General features: G+C 50.2%; 12 protein-coding genes and 1 tRNA gene. 6 read left to right on the forward strand and 7 right to left on the reverse strand.

Translation table 11 applies throughout. The annotated features are described in order from the left end of the window. Positions 1-183: 183 nt before the first annotated feature. A complete protein-coding gene (locus K2G41_RS06770; RefSeq protein WP_300116682.1) occupies positions 184-720 on the forward strand; it encodes a hypothetical protein in 537 nt (178 codons plus the stop codon). 207 nt (positions 721-927) lie between these two features. On the opposite strand, the gene K2G41_RS06775 is transcribed toward K2G41_RS06770, so the two are convergent. The 5 genes from K2G41_RS06775 to K2G41_RS06795 form a co-directional block, all read right to left on the reverse strand. Next, positions 928-1009 (reverse strand) — tRNA-Leu (locus tag K2G41_RS06775). A 214-nt stretch (positions 1010-1223) separates the two neighbouring features. Beyond that, positions 1224-1760 carry a gamma carbonic anhydrase family protein gene (locus K2G41_RS06780; protein ID WP_300116684.1) on the reverse strand — a complete coding sequence of 179 codons (537 nt, stop codon included), beginning with the start codon at positions 1758-1760 and terminating at the stop codon, positions 1224-1226. Between the two features lie 241 nt (positions 1761-2001). Next, positions 2002-3786, reverse strand: a complete 1785-nt coding sequence (locus tag K2G41_RS06785; RefSeq protein ID WP_300116686.1) for an aminopeptidase P family protein — start codon at positions 3784-3786, stop codon at positions 2002-2004. Positions 3787-3841: 55 nt separating this feature from the next. Beyond that, positions 3842-4759 carry a ribonuclease Z gene (locus K2G41_RS06790; protein WP_300116688.1) on the reverse strand — a complete coding sequence of 306 codons (918 nt, stop codon included), beginning with the start codon at positions 4757-4759 and terminating at the stop codon, positions 3842-3844. A 157-nt stretch (positions 4760-4916) separates the two neighbouring features. Further along, the gene (locus K2G41_RS06795) at positions 4917-6299 is read right to left on the reverse strand and encodes a hypothetical protein (protein ID WP_300116690.1); all 1383 of its coding nucleotides are present in this window, start codon (positions 6297-6299) and stop codon (positions 4917-4919) included. A 296-nt stretch (positions 6300-6595) separates the two neighbouring features. Here K2G41_RS06795 and K2G41_RS06800 point away from each other — a divergent pair, with 296 nt between their 5' ends. The 5 genes from K2G41_RS06800 to K2G41_RS06820 all read left to right on the forward strand — a co-directional run bounded on the left by K2G41_RS06800 (position 6596) and on the right by K2G41_RS06820 (position 14330). Next, positions 6596-9331 (forward strand): bifunctional fucokinase/fucose-1-phosphate guanylyltransferase, encoded by a 2736-nt coding sequence (locus K2G41_RS06800; RefSeq protein ID WP_300116692.1) that lies wholly within the window; start codon positions 6596-6598, stop codon positions 9329-9331. 59 nt (positions 9332-9390) lie between these two features. Then, positions 9391-9879 (forward strand): DapH/DapD/GlmU-related protein, encoded by a 489-nt coding sequence (locus tag K2G41_RS06805; protein WP_300116694.1) that lies wholly within the window; start codon positions 9391-9393, stop codon positions 9877-9879. Between the two features lie 256 nt (positions 9880-10135). Continuing rightward, positions 10136-11878 carry a lysine--tRNA ligase gene (lysS, locus tag K2G41_RS06810; protein ID WP_300116696.1) on the forward strand — a complete coding sequence of 581 codons (1743 nt, stop codon included), beginning with the start codon at positions 10136-10138 and terminating at the stop codon, positions 11876-11878. Between the two features lie 47 nt (positions 11879-11925). Continuing rightward, positions 11926-12918: an NAD(P)H-dependent glycerol-3-phosphate dehydrogenase gene (locus K2G41_RS06815; RefSeq protein ID WP_300116698.1), complete on the forward strand. Its 993-nt coding sequence runs from the start codon at positions 11926-11928 to the stop codon at positions 12916-12918. A gap of 68 nt (positions 12919-12986) precedes the next feature. Beyond that, positions 12987-14330: a glucose-6-phosphate isomerase gene (locus K2G41_RS06820; RefSeq protein WP_300116700.1), complete on the forward strand. Its 1344-nt coding sequence runs from the start codon at positions 12987-12989 to the stop codon at positions 14328-14330. A 317-nt stretch (positions 14331-14647) separates the two neighbouring features. Here the strand turns inward: K2G41_RS06820 and K2G41_RS06825 are convergent, their stop codons facing one another. Together K2G41_RS06825 and K2G41_RS06830 are read right to left on the reverse strand one after the other, a co-directional pair. Then, positions 14648-16258, reverse strand: a complete 1611-nt coding sequence (locus K2G41_RS06825) for a RagB/SusD family nutrient uptake outer membrane protein (protein WP_300116701.1) — start codon at positions 16256-16258, stop codon at positions 14648-14650. A gap of 18 nt (positions 16259-16276) precedes the next feature. Then, the coding region (locus K2G41_RS06830) for a SusC/RagA family TonB-linked outer membrane protein (protein ID WP_366145406.1) at positions 16277-19192 on the reverse strand (2916 nt) is incomplete at its 5' end.

The following is a 19192-nucleotide window of genomic DNA, read 5'->3' on the forward strand; positions in this document are numbered from 1 at the left end:
TTTCCTATTTCACGGCTTTTTCATTTAAAAACGCTTTGGTTTTTAAATTAATGAGCCGTGACTATACTATGAACACTTTACACTGAAATTATGGCAAAAATTTGGAAAGTTAAAGGTAAAATTATATTTTTGCAATAGTGCTATAAATCTCTTTTTCACCTAATAATCAATAATATTTGTATCATGAAAAAAATTATTGCCTTAATGTTTGCGATGATCGTCTCCATTATGACATTCAGTAGTTATAGTATTACTGAGAATGATAATGATCCAACTCACAAATTTTCAGAAGCTGAAATTCTGAAATTATGTAAATGGTTTGTCTCCACACCACCATCTGATGATGCCAAACAAGCAGAACTGCGAAAGGCAGCAGGTGCACAAATTCTCTTATACGCGGTTAATACAGAAACTTTTACACTCGACATAACTAATGCTTCGACCCAATTGTTCGGAAAAGAGAAAAACAGTGTGTCAACTGATTTATTTTCCACATATCTTGCAGGAGAAGTCCTCTATTGCCTTGAACACAATCTAAAGAAAAATAATGCCACCTCATTTTCAAATGCAATGGAAGGAGTTATTAACATCTACTCCCAAATGGCAAATCATCCCATAAAATCACTGAACAAATATCTGAAAATGGATAAAGAAAAACGCATGACGGCATTTGAAAAACTTTATAATAACTCCAATAGAACCGTCCATAGGAAAATATAATCATCCAGATTAATCATGATATTTTCCTCACCAATTAAGCTTATAAGCTTAATTGAACCAAAAATTGGAGAGCTGATCAATCCGCTCTCCAATTTTGTATCCTCAACAAAGCCTTATTAGAACCAATTTTTATATCCAAGGAAACCAATGAGTTACGAGGGGAGGAATAAGAAAAGAGGATTCTCGATGTGAGAATCCTCTTTTCAGTACCCGAACCCGGGATCGAACCGGGATGGATTGCTCCAACGGTGTTTGAGACCGTCGCGTCTACCGATTCCGCCATTCGGGCTTTTGTGTCTATGTGTGTGGAGGATGAGGTTTGTGGCGTCAGGTAAAAAACCTCTGTCCCCGTCCAGTCAACGGCGTTATGACTTGGACTGGGACAAAGGTAGGAATTTTTTTTATTTCCGGCAATAGGCAGATCGTTTTTCTTGGTAAGAAGAATCCATTTCCGAGATTATCCGTAATGGTCCTACAGCCTCTGATACCGGAGGATCTTAGATTCAGAAATCAGTAGGAGCATCCGGATCGGTGTACCAGCGGGAGTAACGGAGATAGTTGTTGGCTATCTTTATGTTGAGTTCACGCGAGGTTTCAGGATCTACCATCTTGATGAATTTGGCAGGCGCGCCTCCCCACAGTTCGTTAGGGCCTATCTTGGTACGCGACAGCACGACAGATCCGGCGGCGACAAGCGCACCCTCCCCTACCTCGGCATCGTCCATCACTACTGCACCCATGCCGATGAGTGCGTAGTCGTGGATCTTAGCTCCGTGGATGGTGACGTTGTGACCGATTGATACATCGTCGCCGATCTCAATGGTGGATTTCTTGTAGAGGGTGTGGAGGACTGAACCATCCTGTATGTTGACGCGGTTACCGATACGAATGGAGTTGACATCACCGCGCAGGACGGTGTTGAACCAGACACTACACTCGCTGCCCATCACCACATCTCCAACGATCGTGGCGTTTTCGGCAAGGAAGGTGTCTGGTCCTATTTGTGGGGTGAAGCCCCTTACAGGTAGTATAAGAGCCATTTTTTAATATAGTGGTTATTTTTAAGTATAGAGGTTAAAGTATAGAGTATAGACAATACAAATTTTTCAGCGATTTGTAGGGACGCGGCGTGCCGCGTATGCCGGATTAAATACATCATGGATAATGTAATACATACGGCTGGCATAATGCTGCCGAGTCAAGGAATTGCCTATAACTATTCAATTCGGCATACGCGGCACGCCGCGTCCCTACAACAGTATTCGCAACACGCTGCAACCATCAGTCAAGGGGAGCGGTGGCGGCGGCGAGCCAAGCGCGCTCTTCCTCGGTCATGAGGGGCGCGAGACGGTCATAGACAGTGTGGTGATAGTCGTTGACCCACTTGATCTCGGCAGCCGACATGATCGAAAGATCGAAGAGTTTGCGGTCGAAGGGACAGAGCGTGATGGTCTCAAATGCATAGAACTTGCCAAATTCAGTCTCCTCGTAAGGGATAGTCAGCACAAGGTTCTCGCAACGGATGCCATAACGGTCGGTCAGATAGACTCCCGGCTCGTTGGAAGTGAGCATACCGGGCGTGAGCGGTGCGAGGGTATCGTTAAGACGGATGCTCTGCGGACCTTCATGCACGTTGAGGAAGTGGCCTACGCCGTGACCTGTGCCGTGAAGATAGCTCTTACCTTCCTTCCAGAGCGGCATGCGTGCGAGTGCGTCGAGCTGCGCGCCACGTGTGCCTTCGGGATAGATAGCTGTGGCAATGGCTATATGGCCCTGCATCACGCGGGTGAAGTCATGACGCATATCGGCTGTAGGTTCACCGAGAGCGATAGTACGGGTGATGTCCGTAGTGCCGTCAAGGTAGTTTGCACCGGAGTCGATGAGCAGCAGATTTCCCTTGCTTACGGGAACGTCGCTCTCAGGTGTAGCCGAATAGTGGACAATCGCTCCGTGAGGGCCGAAACCACAGATGCTCTCAAAGCTGAGATCAAAGAAGAGATCACCTGCGCTGCGATGACGGAGAAGGATGTCGGCCACACCGATTTCAGTCAGAGGCTTGCCTTCCTCAACGGTCTTTTCGATTTCCATGAGCGAACGGACCATCGCTACACCGTCGCGGAGATGAGCCTGACGGATACCGGCAATCTGGATCTCGTTCTTCACAGCCTTGGGGAGAGCCACCGGTGAATCACCCTTGACATAGTGACCCTCAAGCACATGGGCGATAGCTCCCGATGCACGGCTACCGCTGAGAAGGACAGTGACATCCTTGGGGAGAGCGGCAAGCGAGGAAAGCACATCGGCGTATGAGGCGACTGCCACACCGGCATCCTTGAGATAGGCTTCGACTTCGGGAGTGAGTTTTGCAGAATCAACAAAAAGGGTGCTGCCTTCGGGGGCTATATAGAGGAAAGATGTGGCTACGGGATTGCAGGGAACATCGTTTGAACGGATGTTGAGCATCCATGCGATTTCGTCGAGCGCGGAGGTGAAGTAAGCGTCAGCACCCTGAGTCTTTGCTGCGGTAAGAATACGGGCAATTTTCGATTTTGCCGACTCACCGGCATATTTCTCATCGTGGATGAAAATTTTGTCGGAAGGAAGAGCGGGACGGTCAGCCCAAATACGATCGATCGGATCAAAATCCACATCAAGACCGATACCGCAGGCGTTGAGGCGCGAACGAAGAGCGGCAGTCTCGTCGATGGACATGAGGAGACCATTGATGCCAACAGTGTCACCTTTCGAGAGGTGTTCGCAGAGATACTCGGTGATCGAAGGAGTTTCGGGGAGGCCGTCCTTCATCAGTTCGATACCTGTACCTTCGATCTGCTGTGCTCCCTGAAGGAAGTAACGGCTATCGACCCAAAGAAGCGCGGCTTTATCGGTCACGACCATAGTGCCGGCCGAGCCGGTAAAACCGCTGAGATAGCGAACGATATGCCAGTGTGATGATATGTATTCACTAAGATGTGCGTCAGTGCGGGGCAATATCACAGCCTTTATCCCGGCTGCAGCCATTTCTTTGCGAAGAGCGACGATGCGCTCGATGATGAGATTTTGCATAAGGGGTATTGTTAAGGGAATTTTTATCAGAGTTGTCAAAGTAGTCAGAGCTACCTCATTCGAGGTCGATGCGGAGACCTTCGTTGGCCACGATCACATCCGGAAACTCCTCGGATGCTTCTTTTAGGAGGATTTCCTCAGAATTGTAGCGTTTTGAGAAATGACCTATTATCAGTCTTTTCGCACCTGCCTCGCGGGCTATGCGTCCGGCCTGACGGGCAGTGGAGTGTCCGCGCTCGCGGGCCTGTGATTCAAGCGAGTCATCGTAAGTGGCCTCATGATAGATAGTATCGACCCCCTTCACGTCGGCTGCCACACGCATGTCCATCATGGTGTCGCTGCAGTAGGCATAGCTCATCGATGGGTCGGCATCGGTGGTGAGCATGGTATTTGGGATGACCGTGCCGTCGGGTTTCATGAAATCCGCTCCCTCCTTTATGCTCTTCATCTGCGACACGGGGACAGCATGGAATTTCACGGCGTCGCCGCGCAGATGGCGCAGCTTGGGTTTCTCGCGGAAGATGTAGCCGTTGCAAGGAGTCCGGTGATAGAGCGGGAAGGTCTCGATGACAAGTCCGGCATCCTCATAGACCACGCGCCTCTCCCCTTCCTCGATCACGTCATAGATGATCTCAAACGGTGCGTTGCGGTTGAAGAAGTCCATCCATTCTTTCATGAGGCGTGCGCCCTCACGGAATATATGTACGGTCACCGATCCAGTGACTTCGTGGAGGGCCATGGTGGAGAGTAGTCCGGGGAGACCGAAAAGATGATCGCCGTGGAGATGGGAGATGAAGATGTGGTTGAGACGGGAAAATTTCAGCCCCATACGCCTGAACTGTCCCTGCGCGCCCTCACCGCAGTCGATCATAAAGAGCTTGTCGCGGAAATCCACCACCTGACACGATGGTTGGTGACGCGCAGTAGGTGTGGCCGAACCGCATCCGAGTATGTTGATCTGAAATTTTGCCATAGTATCGCAAAATTAAACAAAAAGCGCGTTTTTTCCATGCCATGAGGTGGAAAAAACGCCTTGTAGGAACAAAATATTAAAATCCAAATATCGGACAAATCACTCAAAGAGCTTGATTATATCATCGATACGTAGTAATTTATCAGGATTGGACATCTTAGTCCGCAACTTGTGTGACAATTACATTTCCATCTTCAACCCTGAACACACGCTTACCCTTCGCTTTGACATCAAGTGTGGTAGCAGGATATTTCTCTACACAGTCACCATTAGCATCAATACAGATATAACACTTATCACCTTCATTATAAAGGATTTTTGAATCTCCGATTTCTCCAACAGGGATAAAAACGTCCTGCGGGAGTAACTCGCTCAGGATATTGAAATCTGTATCTATAAGCCACGCCCCACCATTCTTACTCCGCACATAGGCCTTTTCTAAGGGAACTTCCAGAGGAACGTATGATGATCCAGAATTAACAACATACACCGTATCATAGATGAAATCAAGGACTTTGCCAAATTTTTCCTCATCCCAGTTTTCTGCAAAATAATCCACCTGAATGCATTCGCCTATGTTTTTATCGAACTTGCCGATAAATGGTCGGGCAACTTTATTAAGATGATTATTTTCAAGAACAGACCCGGTATTCAAAAGTTTGACGGTATCATTATGCAGCCAGATCCGTGCGCTGCCTGAAGTGCCCTTGGGAAGGGGGCACATCCACACTTCATCAAGTTCCGGTGTAAGACAAGCTATCTTATCACGGTCAGACACATAGAGCTTACCGTCTGAATCACTCATGACCTTTGAGCCATCGGTCTCTTTCCACATCCCATACGAAGCATTATGTGCGCTATTAAAGTAATCAATAAGTCCACCTACAGCACCAAAGAGCATTGCAAAGGAACCGATATCGTTGCTTAACCAAAAACGCTTTTTATCAAAACGCATCTGCTTAATCGGATATGAAGCCACCGAGCCGTCTTTAAGATTTATCCGACCTATATAATCAGACTGAAACAATACTGTGTTCGGATCAGGACGATCAATAACCTCCCATCGCATCCCTTTATTCGAAGGAATTTTTGTCTCCCATAATAATTTAAGCGTGTCAAGCGAATAGCATTTCAAGCGGGTATTACCTGAACCGCTAACTCCAATCAGCAATCCATTGACCTCATCTATAAAGACCGGGAAACACTTCAGATCCATCAACTCCTTACCGGTAGCCCAATCATAGAGAAGGACAGTAAACGCATCCTGAATAAGGACACCTCTATCGCATACATCTACAAGACGTCCCTTGTAATATGGTGCAGACCAAAGCCCTTGCCCATCAATCGTGGAGGCAACCTTAACACGCAACTTATTATCACGTGAGTTAGTCTTTTTATCAACAAGGAAAGCAATGAATGATGCCGTGTCAGGCATAAGGCTACCAAAGCTTTGTTCCGGGATCTTCACTTCAACTTCGGAAGCGGCGCGGACAGGCAGGAGGATTACAAGCAGAATGATTGCGGCAATGAGTTTTTTCATGGGACTAACGGAATTACACAACTTATTTTGCAAATGTACGATATTAATCATTATATTTCAAACACTAATCGACCTTTTTTCGACAGAAACATCAAGAAGAATTGGAATCAGCGACCTGACGGAAGGTAGCGGTAAGAAATTGAATGTCATGTTGCAGCGGTAATTATTGGTTATTCCGAACCTTTGATGTATCTTTGCGTAGCGGTTGGTCAGGCTATCCTAATACCCGACAGACACAAGACCGTCCATGAATCATTTTTTAATATCATTGTCACAAAGCAAACACCTTATCCGCAATGACCAAAAAACTCCTTTCGCTTCCACCCAACCTCGTTGGTTGCTTTCATGATATCACCGGTCTGTCAAGATCGGAATTCTATTGCACGTCGGACCCCGTAGGCCACCGTCTCGGCAGTGGCGGAGGCACTACATGGATCCTTGAAGAGTGTCACCGCGAGTCGGCCGACGGAAACGAGCCGTTCGGCGACTGGATGGGAAAGGAGCGTAAAATCATCATTCATGCCGGAGGTCAGAGCCGCCGTCTGCCCGCCTACGCTCCATCGGGCAAGGTACTCACCCCCGTGCCCATTTTCCGATGGGAGCGCGGTCAGTCGCTGTCGCAGACCTTGCTTGACCTGCAGCTGCCGCTCTACGAGCGCATCATGGCGATGGCCCCGGAGGGACTGAACACCATGATAGTCAGCGGTGACGTGTATATCCGTGCAGCCGAACAGCTTGCACCAGTCCCGAAAGCCGACGTGGTTTGCTACGGTCTGTGGCTCAGCTCGTCGATAGCCAAGAACCACGGCGTGTTCTACAGCACCCACGATGCGCCATCTACGCTCAACCGAATGCTACAGAAGCCGTCCGTGGATCAGCTAAACGCCCTGCTTCAGACCGGTTACTTCCTCACCGACATTGGAATATGGCTGCTGAGCGACCGCGCGGTGGATCTGCTGCGCAAGCGTTCGCGCAACGCCGACGGTTCGTTCAGGGAATATGACCTCTATTCGGAATTCGGCCGCGCGCTCGGAACTGATCCTGAAATCATTGATCCGGAGCTAAGGGAACTTTCGGTAGCCATCGTGCCTCTCCCCGGCGGCCAGTTCTACCATTTCGGTACGGGGCGCGAAATGATCTCATCGACCCTCGCTGTGCAGAACATCGTCAACGATCAGCGCGAGATCATGCACCGCGACCGCAAGCCCCACCCGTCGATCTTCGTACAGAATGCCATTACCGAAAAGGGATTCGAGCCTAACAACACCAATATATGGGTAGAAAACAGTAATATCGGGAAAAACTGGACTCTTACGAGTGACCATATAATAACTGGCGTTCCCCGCAACGACTGGGAACTCTCGCTGAAACCGGGCCAGTGCATCGACATAGTGCCTGTGGGAGAGGATGGTTATGCCGTCCGTGTCTATAATATCGATGACCGTTTCGCAGGCGAGGAGCAGAAGCGTCCGCAATTCCCCGTGGTGACCGACATTGACGATATGGGACGTATGGTCAAGGCTATGCTTGCCGGAAACGCCGATATGACGGACCACGAGCTCCTGAGCGCGGAGAAGATCTCGGACATCGCACGTCTGGACCGCCTCGTCGGCCAGCGCAAGGATTTCCGCAAGACCAACCGCATGGCCATAGCAGCCAATCATCACCACAGTGTGTTCTATCAGAGTGATCTTCTTGAAGCCGCCAAGGCGTTTGCAGCCGACGGCCTCGCTCTGCCCGAACCACTTAGCGAGAGCGAACCCCTGATAAAACGTGCGAGCGACGCGATGTTCCGCTCGGAGGTGAAACGCATGTCGGGACAGGGTGGACTTGAAGAGCGCGAACGCGCGTTCTCACTTCTGCGCGACGGACTGACACGCAACGTGCTCCAAAAGAAACAACTTCCAAAGCGTGCAGTTTGCTCCGATCAGATAGTGTGGAGCCGCTCACCGGTGCGCATCGACTTGGCTGGAGGCTGGACCGATACGGCCCCATATTGCCTAATGGAAGGAGGCTCGGTGATCAATTTCGCCATCGAACTAAACGGACAGCCGCCCCTGCAGGCTTACGTGCGTCCGTGTAAAGAGCCCCACATCATCTGCCGGAGTATCGACCTCGGTGCGGAGGAACGCATCGACAACTATGATGCCATCCTCGATTTCCACCGTGTCGGCAGTCCGTTCTCCATCCCCAAAGCAGCACTCGCACTCGCAGGATTCCATCCGCGCTTCTGCTCGGTGACCTATCCCTCGCTCAAGGCTCAACTTGAGGATTTCGGGTCGGGTCTTGAAATCACCCTCTTCTCTGCCATTCCGGCGGGAAGCGGCCTCGGCACGAGCAGCATCCTTGCAGCGACAGTGCTCGGTGCGATAAGCGACTTCTGCTCTCTCGCATGGGACAAGAATGAAATATGCAGCCGCACGCTCGTGCTCGAACAGCTCCTGACCACCGGTGGCGGCTGGCAGGATCAGTTCGGCGGTGTCATCGGCGGTGTCAAGCTCCTGCAGACAGTCCGCGGATTCGAGCAGAATCCGGTGGTCAGCTGGCTGCCCGACACTATTTTCACCGATCCGGAATATGCATCATGCCATCTCCTTTACTACACGGGCATCACCCGCACGGCCAAGGATATTCTTGCCGAGATAGTACGCAACATGTTCCTCAACGAGGGATCGCAACTGCGTCTGCTCCGCAGCATGAAGGCTCACACCATGGAGATGTATGACGCGATCATGCGTTGCAATTTCGAACGCTTCGGAGAACTGATACGCAAGACTTGGCATCAGAACATCTCCATCGACCGCGGAACTAATCCTCCGGAAGTGGAGGCAATCACCCGCAGGGTGGATGATCTCTGCCTCGGTTATAAGCTCCCCGGCGCAGGCGGCGGAGGCTACCTCTATATGATAGCCAAAGATCCGGAGGCAGCCGCACGCATCAGACAGAAGCTGCACACTGATCCGCTCCGCCCCAACGCCCGCCTCGTGGATCTCTCGCTCTCACGCTCCGGCCTGACGGTGACAAGAAGTTGAAAATGTCCTACTAAAATCCGATAAAAATACGTTCATCCTTCTCTCTGTCTAAAAAAAGTATGCTCAACGCCATCCGACTCTACCGTATCGCCAACTGGCTTTACAGTCACCATATACCCTTACTACCCAAGATCTTGCAACTATTGATCTTTGTAACTTATAATTGTTCAATCAGTTACAAGACAAAAATCGGACGCGGAACATTTCTCAATCATGGTGGGATGGGAGTGCTCATCAATCCAGAGAGTACGATCGGTGATGATTGCAAGATAGGCAACAACGTCTCAATCGTCGGGCAAGGGCCATATCTTGAATGCCCGAAAATCGGCAATAGAGTTTATATCGGACCGGGAGCTGTGATACAGGGTCCCGTGATAATTGAGGATGGCGTTATCATCGCTCCAAATGCAGTTGTGAACAGAAGTGTCCGTAGAGGGAAAATCGTCGGTGGAATTCCTGCGAGGATCATAGGCGACACATCAACACTCGACTACGACATTTTTGCCAACGAGACTTGGAAAACTGGTCACAAGGAATTCATGGAGTAAAACCATAGTCAATGGATATATCTTGTAATTATCCTAAGCGACTCTTAAAATTAAACGTAGTAACCTATGTTTTAGCGTTTTTAACATTAGGCTCCAAGTTTTGGAGCCTATTTTGTTGGGCATAGGCGAAAAATTACTTAATTTTGCAATTGTTTCCTCCTTATTATGGGGAATAATTATGCCCGTCATATACACAAGGAAAAGAAACACCATATTTATTCCAAATTCATTCTAAAAAATAAAAAATCATCAATATATGAACGTCCTTGAACTCAGTGAACAAGAGATAGTGCGCCGTGGCAGTCTTGACGAATTGCGCCGACGCGGTATCGAACCCTTTCCCGCAGCAGAATTTCCAGTAACCGGTTACTCCGACGAAATAAAGGAGACATTTGCCGACGACGCTCCCCAGCGTGAAGTGTCAGTGGCAGGCCGAATCATGGGCCGCCGAATCATGGGTAAAGCCTCATTCCTTGAGCTTCAGGATTCCCACGGCCGCATTCAGGTCTATGTGAACCGCGACGAGATCTGCCCCGGTGAGGACAAGGACCTCTACAATGTGGTGTTCAAGAAACTTCTTGACATCGGTGACTTCGTGGGCGTGAAGGGCTACGTGTTCCGCACGCAGACCGGCGAAATCTCCGTACATGCCAAGGAACTCATCGTGCTCGGCAAGTCGATCCGTCCCCTCCCCATCGTTAAGGTCAAGGACGGTGTGACCTACGATGCGTTTGATGATCCCGAACTCCGCTACCGCCGCCGCTACATCGACCTTATCGTCAATGACGGCGTAAAGGATGTGTTCGTGAAGCGTACCAAAGTGCTCAACTCAATGCGCAACTTCTTCAACGAGCACGGCTACATGGAAGTGGAGACCCCCATCCTCCAGTCAATAGCAGGTGGAGCGAGCGCACGCCCGTTCATCACCCACCACAATTCGCTCAACATTGACCTCTATATGCGTATCGCCACCGAGCTTTATCTGAAGCGACTGATCGTAGGCGGTTTCGACGGTGTGTATGAGATCGGCAAGAATTTCCGCAACGAGGGTATGGACCGCACTCACAATCCGGAGTTTACCTGCATGGAAATCTATGTGGCCTACAAGGACTACAACTGGATGATGAATTTCACCGAAAAACTCATTGAAAAGATCTGTCTCGACGTCAACGGCACAACGGAAGTCAAGGTGGGCGACAACATGATCAACTTCAAAGCACCCTATCGCCGCGTCACCATGACCGAGGCCATCAAGGAGCACACCGGAATCGATATCACCGGCATGACCGAGGAGCAGCTCCGCGATGCTGCCCGCTCGCTCGGCATCGAAGTCGATGAGACTATGGGCAAAGGCAAACTCATTGACGAAATCTTCGGCGAGAAGTGTGAGGGCAGCTACATCCAGCCTACTTTCATCATCGACTATCCCATCGAAATGTCGCCTCTCACCAAGAAGCACCGCGACAATCCCGAACTCACCGAACGCTTCGAGCTTATGGTCAACGGCAAGGAGCTGGCCAATGCTTATTCGGAGCTTAACGATCCGATCGATCAGTACGAACGCTTCGTTGAGCAGATGAAGCTCGCCGACAAGGGCGACGACGAAGCCATGATCATCGATCAGGATTTCGTGCGCTCGCTCGAATACGGTATGCCCCCGACATCGGGCATGGGCATGGGTATTGACCGTCTCGTGATGCTCATGACCGGCCAGACAACTATTCAGGAAGTGCTCTTCTTCCCGCAGATGCGCCCCGAAAAGGTTCAACGCCGCGACAAGGAGGAAGCCTTCACCGCGCTCGGCGTTCCTGCCGAATGGGTGGCACCTCTTTATAAGGCCGGTGTATATACCACCGAAATGCTCGCCGCCCAGAGTGCCGGCAAGCTCCATCAGGAACTCTGTGGCATAAACAAGAAATTCAAGCTCGGTTTCAAAGCCCCCGTGGTGGATGAAGTCGAAAAATGGATCGTCGCAGCCGCTCCGGCAGCAGCCGAGTAAGAAAAGCAAATTTCTTTTTACTGTCATCATCAGTTCGCGCATAAATCATGGCATTCAATAAAATAGCAGTGATGGGAGGCGGAAGCTGGGCCACAGCTCTCGCCCGGCTCCTCCTGCGCAACTGCGATTCAATCCTCTGGTACATGCGGCGCGATGACCGCATAGAGGATTTCAAACGCCTCGGCCATAATCCGGCCTACCTGACCGATGTGCAGTTTGACGTGTCACGCATAGAATTTTCAAGCGACATAAACTATGTCTGCGCCCATGCCGACACCCTGCTCATGGTCATGCCCTCTCCCTACTTCAAGACCCACATCAACAAGATCACGGTCGATATTTCAGACAAGTATGTGGTCTCAGCCGTCAAGGGAATCGTCCCCGGCGACAACGAGATCATATCCGACTTCGTAGTCCATCATTTCGGAGTCAAATCCGAAAGAGTGCTCGTGGTAGCCGGGCCTTGCCATGCCGAAGAAGTGGCCCTTGACCGTCCGAGCTTCCTCACGGTAGGCTGTCACAATGTCGATAATGCCATTGAGTTCGGCAAAAAGCTTGCCTCGCCCAACACCCGTACCATCCCGTCGAGCGATGTCGAGGGAATCGAATATGCCGCCGTGTTGAAAAACGTCTATTCCATTGCCGCCGGTATCATCCACGGCATGAAGGGTGGCGATAACCTCCTCGCCATGCTCGTCAGCAACGCGATCCGTGAAATGGAGCGATTCATCGACGAGGCCTGTCCCCGTCCGCGCTGCATCTGCGATTCAGTCTATCTCGGTGATCTCCTCGTGACGGCTTACTCACGCTTCTCACGCAACCATAATTTCGGATCGATCATCGGCAAAGGCTACTCAGTAGCGACCGCCCGCATGGAGATGGAACAGACGGCTGAGGGATACTACGGCACGAAGTGCATCAAGGAGATAAACAAGAAATACGGTGTGGAAATGCCTATCCTCGACACCGTGTATGACATCCTTTATCGCCGGGCGAATGCCGAACGGGCCATCCGGTCACTCGGCAAGTGGTTCATCTGATCTCAGGCGTCAAATCACCGACCTTAACAAAATTAAAATGACAATCTAATTTTAAATTTACAAATAGCATGAAAACCTTATCCGTTGACATCAAAGACGTTCTCGGCACAGTGAGCCGTGAAGAAATCAATAAACTCGATGCGAAGGCCGTCAACGCCCTCGATGAAGTGCTTAACGGCACAGGCGCAGGCAGCGACTTCCTTGGCTGGGTAAATCTCCCCACTGAAACTACTGACGCTCTCCTTGACGACATCGTGGCTACAGCCGACAGCCTCCGCAAGAACTGCGACACAGTCGTAGCAATCGGCATCGGCGGTTCTTATCTCGGTGCAAAAGCTGTGATCGAAGCTCTCAGCGACAGCTTCGCAGCCTATCGTCCCGCAGAGGAAGGTAACCCCAAAGTGCTTTTCGCAGGTCAGAATATCGGCGAAGATTACCTCTATGAACTTCAGGACTATCTCAAGGACAAACGTTTCGGCATAATCGTGATCTCGAAGAGCGGCACAACCACTGAGCCCGCCATCGCATTCCGCCTGCTCAAAGAGCAGCTCGAACGTCAGCTCGGTCTTGAGGAGGCCCGCAAGCGCATCGTTGCCATCACCGACGCTCAGCGCGGCGCACTCCGCCGTCTCGCAACCGAGGAAGGTTACAAGACTTTCGTCATCGCCGACAACGTGGGCGGACGTTTCTCTGTCCTCACTCCCGTAGGTCTGCTCCCCATCGCAGTGGCCGGATTCGACATCCGCGCTCTTATCGACGGTGCAGCCGAAATGGAGAAAATGACCAACACTCCCGATGCAGCCAATCCCGCATTCCTCTATGCAGAGACCCGCAACGCTCTCTATCAGGCCGGCAAAAAGACTGAAATCCTCGTCAACTACAACCCCAAGCTCCACTACTTCGGCGAATGGTGGAAGCAGCTCTACGGCGAAAGCGAGGGTAAGGACAACCTCGGTATCTTCCCCGCTGCTGTCGATAACTCTACCGACCTCCACTCTATGGGTCAGTGGATTCAGGAAGGCGAGCGCACCATCTTCGAGACTGTCATCTCAGTTCAGGAGAGCGCACACGAGAAGCTCATCCCCTCTGACGAGGCCAACCTTGACGGTCTCAACTACATAGCCGGCAAGCACATCGACGAGGTGAACAAGATGGCCGAACTCGGTACCCGTATCGCACACGTGGATGGCGGTGTACCCAACATCCTCATCACCCTCCCCGCTCTTGAGGAGAAATATCTCGGTCAGCTCATCTATTTCTTCGAGAAGGCCTGCGGTATCAGCGGCTACATTCTCGGCGTGAATCCCTTCAACCAGCCCGGTGTCGAGGCTTACAAGCGCAACATGTTCGCTCTCCTCGCCAAGCCCGGCTACGAAAAGGAAACCGAAGCCATCAAAGCTCGCCTCGGCTAAATTTCCCCCAATCACCCGACACATTCTATAACTCCATATAATGTGAATATCCCCGGCCGTTTTTCCGACCGGGGATTTTTTATGCGCTTTTAATCTCCACCATCCATAATTTGCCGGATAGGAAAATTTGAGGTCTGCATGTCGGGACAAGATGATTTGCGACCGGACCATTGCACAAAGAGGAATCTGACGTTAGTCCGTTTTTGTGGTCGGAAAGAAGGGGCTGACTTGATAGTTATAGAGAAAGAGATGGGGCTGTGCCGTATGGCACAGCCCCATTCCTTATCTTTATAAGATCTTTCAGATAAATACTGAGATTAGTAATTATCGGGGATATCGGGGTTATTCCACTTTGCAACAGCCTGATTGTTGTTACCCTCGGACTGGACAATCACCATATTCATCCATGCAGGGCGACCGATGGTATTCTTACGTGATTCCTCGTAGAAGTTTGTACCTTCATAGTCACGTGTCACAGAGTAGTTAAGACGCTTGATATCATAGAGGGTATGACCTTCGCCCCAAAGCTCGACGCGCTTCTGGAATACGATTTCTTCGACAACGGCATCCATATCGGTAGCCTCACATGTATATTGAGGATCACGATATGTCTGCATGAAATCCTCAAGCAGCTGCTTACCTTCGGCTGGATTGGTGTGTGCGACAGACTCAATGTAGTTGAACCACATTTCCTCGACGCGCATCACAGGAACAGCGCAGGCAGAACCGACATTAAAATCGGTAGTATTGCCCATGCCCGGACGGAACTTGATAGAAGCGTAGGGGAAGTTATTGACAAAGTAACCTCTGTAAGCTTCCTCACAGAGCGGGAAGTCATAAACGAGGGAAGTCACACCCGGAGTGATCCACGACAGCTTACGGAAGTCAGTATCTGAGATGCGGTCATACATTGAGGCATCAATGATAGGAGCAGCTCCTACACCCGCATATCCGTAATCAGCCTCGCAGCTCACCATTGAAGTCCAGTTACAGATACCGGTCTGAACAGCATCATTTTCCTTCTCAAACTTCAGACCCCACATCCAAGATGAGTTGTCGAGAGTGTTGAAGCCTGATGTCGTGCTTGTCCAGCTGTTCTTGTCGAGAGGCTCGCAACCGCTGTTGTCAATTGCAAGCTTTGCATATTCAGCAGCTTTAGGATAGTTCTCATCCCACATATACAGACGAGCCATAACGCCATAGACGCAACCGAGATCAGGAAGAAGGATGGTTCCGTATGAAGCGTGGCCGATATTCTCCTCAGCATATTTAAGATCCGCAAGGATGAAATCAAACATTTCCTTGTGCGTAGCACGGGGATTGTTACGCGCCTCTTCTTCAGTAGTATTCTCAGTCACGATGGGTACGGTGAGACCTTCCACGTTATTACCATCGCCGTTGATTGGCGATGTGTTGTTGTTCGGAAGGAACTCATACCATCTTGCCATATCAAGATAAGTCATTGCACGGAAAGCCAGAGCTGTCGCACGCGCACCCTTACTGTAATCGTCCACCAAGTCTTCGGTATAGTAACCGAGAGCCTTGTTGCATGCGAGTACCTGCTGGGTATAATAATTCCAGATACGCTGGACTGAAGCATAGTTCTGACCGAGATAAACGATCTGAGTATAGTTGCTCCACTGATTATAGTTAAGACCTATACCGAGGACAGACATATCGCCGGTCATACAGTCACGGATATGCATCATGGATGAGTAACCGAAATCACCGTGCCAATCAGCACCGGATGTGTTCCAGTTGACCATGAATCCGGGCATTGCGTATATCAGTGCCTCGCCGGCCTTTTCCGATGATTCAAGCTGATCCTGTGAGACATTGCTTGTCGGGAAAACCTCCTCCACACAAGAGGTAAGGCCCACACCTGCGGCAACCGCGAGGACAAGGGTTGATTTGAATATATTTTTCATTGCTCTTGATTTGCTTTTTTAGAATGAAATATTGATACCTCCGGAAATCGTACGGATAGGAGCATAGTAGGCGTTGGTCACAGAACCGGTGATTGACTGACGGGGATCAAGACCTTTACGCTTGGACCAGAGAGCGACATTGTCGCAGCTCAGATAGAAACGGATACGCTCTACATCCATCTTCTTAGTGAGATTGGTGGGGACTGTGTAGCCGAAGTTGATGTTCTGGAGAGCAAGGTAGGACGCACTCGTAAGGAAGCGGTCAGATGTCGAAGCGACATACTGGTCGCTATACATCATGTAGGGAATATTGGAATTTTTATTCTCAGGTGTCCATGAACTCAACAAATCCTTATGCATCGCATAACCACGACGTGAAGAGTATGGACTTGCCATAAGGTTCGCATAAGTACCGTCATAGACCTGACCACCAAGCTGATAGTTGAAATCGATCGAAAGATCGAAACCGTAGGCATTGACAGATGTTCCGAAGCCACCATAAACGTCGGGAAGCGCAGTTCCGCAAAGATAGAAGTCACCGTTGCCATAGACAGAAGTTGTCTTTAATTCTCCTGTCGGATTGCCCTTCTCATCCTTGACATTATAGTACCAGAGAGATGAACCTGTTTCCTTGTCAACACCCGCGAAACGCTTCACGCGATAAGTGTAGAGCGACTCGCCCTCGCCGTAGAAATAGCTGCCGGAACTGTAACCGTCAACACCGTCAACGGTCATGGTCTTGCGCTCTTCGGGGAGACGTGTGATCTTGTTCTTATAGTAGGTGAGGTTGAAGTTCATGCTCCATGTGATGTCGCGCGTACGGATTATGTCACCGTGGAGATCGATTTCAAAACCGGTATTGGTCATGTCACCGATATTGTCATAGTACGATGTATAACCGTAGCTGGGGGGAAGAGGGAACGAGAAGAGCATGTCGGATGTCTTGCGGTAGAACCCTTCGACAGTACCGGTCAGGCGTTCATTGAAGAGTGCGAAATCCACACCGTAGTTGAGGTTACCACCCTTTTCCCATGAGATGTTCTTGTTACCGAGGGTGTTGGGAATAGCTGCGGGATGACCGCCGGCATTTACGATGGTATAAGTGTCAGTGTAGCGGAAGTTACCGATGTTGTCGTTACCCTGCTCACCGTATGAAGCCTTGATCTTAAGCATATCCACCCAAGGAGCATTGAAGAAGCTTTCCTTATTGATGATCCATGCTGCAGAAGCTGACCAGAATGTACCCCAGCGATGATCGGGATCGAAGCGTGAAGAGGCGTCACGACGGAGTGACACGCTACCGAAGTACTTGCTGTCATAGTCGTAGTTCACGCGGCCGAACCAACCTTCATTGTTATATTCTTCTTCGTATGAAGAGCTACCACCTTCGAGCACAGCTCCATCAAGTTCCTCATTACCGGGGAGAAGCATATTTGAGCGCGAAGCATAGAGGTAAGAGTAACGGTTCCAGTAGGTCTCATGACCAAGGAGGACGTTAAGGTTATGCGCACCGAACTCACGGGCATAGTTGAGGAGTTGCTGATAGGTATAGTCGATACGACGGGTTGAATACTTGTTGACAATACCGTTGGACGATGCATACTGGCCGTAGAAGGGGTTTGTCACACCTGTACGACGCTGTTCGTACATATTGACAGTGTTGTTGGATGTGAACTTGAAGTCACGGAGGAAACGGATTTCAGCATAGCCGGTTGCAGTGACAGCATTACCATTATATTTGCTGACATCAAGAGTGTTCTGTGACAGAGGGTTGGCCTGAGAGAATACAGGACGTGAAGGAAGCCCCATACCCATACCGTCACCGTAGTCATAAATAGTGTTGTTATTGCTATCCTTCATGATATTACCCTGCGGGTCACGGACATAAAGAGGATAGATCGGTGCGAGGACATTGTTAACGGTAAACACGTTGCCAGATGAACTGCTTTCACCGTCATCACCGTTGAATTTCGACTCATAGTGAGTGTATGAGAAGTTTGATCCTATTTTAAGCCATTTCTTGGCCTGAAGATCAGCACTCAGACGACCGGTGAAACGTTCGTAGCCGGAGTTGATAGTGATACCTTCATTGTTGAGGTAGCTTGCCGAAGCATAGAATGAACCGCGGTCAGTGCCCTGCGACACGCTAAGGTTGTATTCCTGACGAAGTGAATTCTTGTATGCTGCATCAGCCCAGCTGTCAGGAAGCATGAGGAATTGTTCTCCGCTTGCAGCCGTGTAGAGATTGCCGAGCGTGGCATTGGGATTAAGCTTATAGCCATCTACAAGCATGTTTTCTCCTTCGGGAAGGCTATATACATTATAACCGAGCTGACGGATAAGATTTTGGTTTGCATAAGCAAGAGCCTTGGCCTCATCATATCCACCGACAGTAGCGGCATAGTTGCCAAGCGCGCGACCGAAGGTCTCATAATACTGTGCAGGAGAAGTGATCACATCGTAGTCACTGATTGCACGAGAGTTCTGACCCCACTTGGCGTCGAGGGTCACGCGTGCGTCACCTGACTTACCCTTCTTGGTAGTGATGAGGATGACACCGTTGGCACCGCGCGCACCGTAAAGAGCGTTTGATGCTGCATCCTTCAGGACTGTCATAGTCTCGATATCCTGAGTGGAAATGTTGTCGAGACCACCGTCGTAGGGGGTACCATCAAGCACAATCAGAGGTGAATTTCCTGCGTTGATTGAAGAGATACCACGGATGCGGACGGTAGGAGTTGAATTACCGGGAGCACCTGACTGAGAGTTGATCTGCACACCTGAAACCTTGCCCTTGAGAGCGTCAACGGGGTTGGTAACCTGCACAGCCTCAATCTGTGAGGCATCGAGGACAGAGGCCGAACCGGTGAAAGCCGAACGCTTTGCCGTACCGTATGCCACGGTGATGACTTCGTCGAGCATGTTAGTACCGTC

The organism is Duncaniella sp. (genome assembly GCF_029056165.1).
Lineage (GTDB): Bacteria > Bacteroidota > Bacteroidia > Bacteroidales > Muribaculaceae > Duncaniella.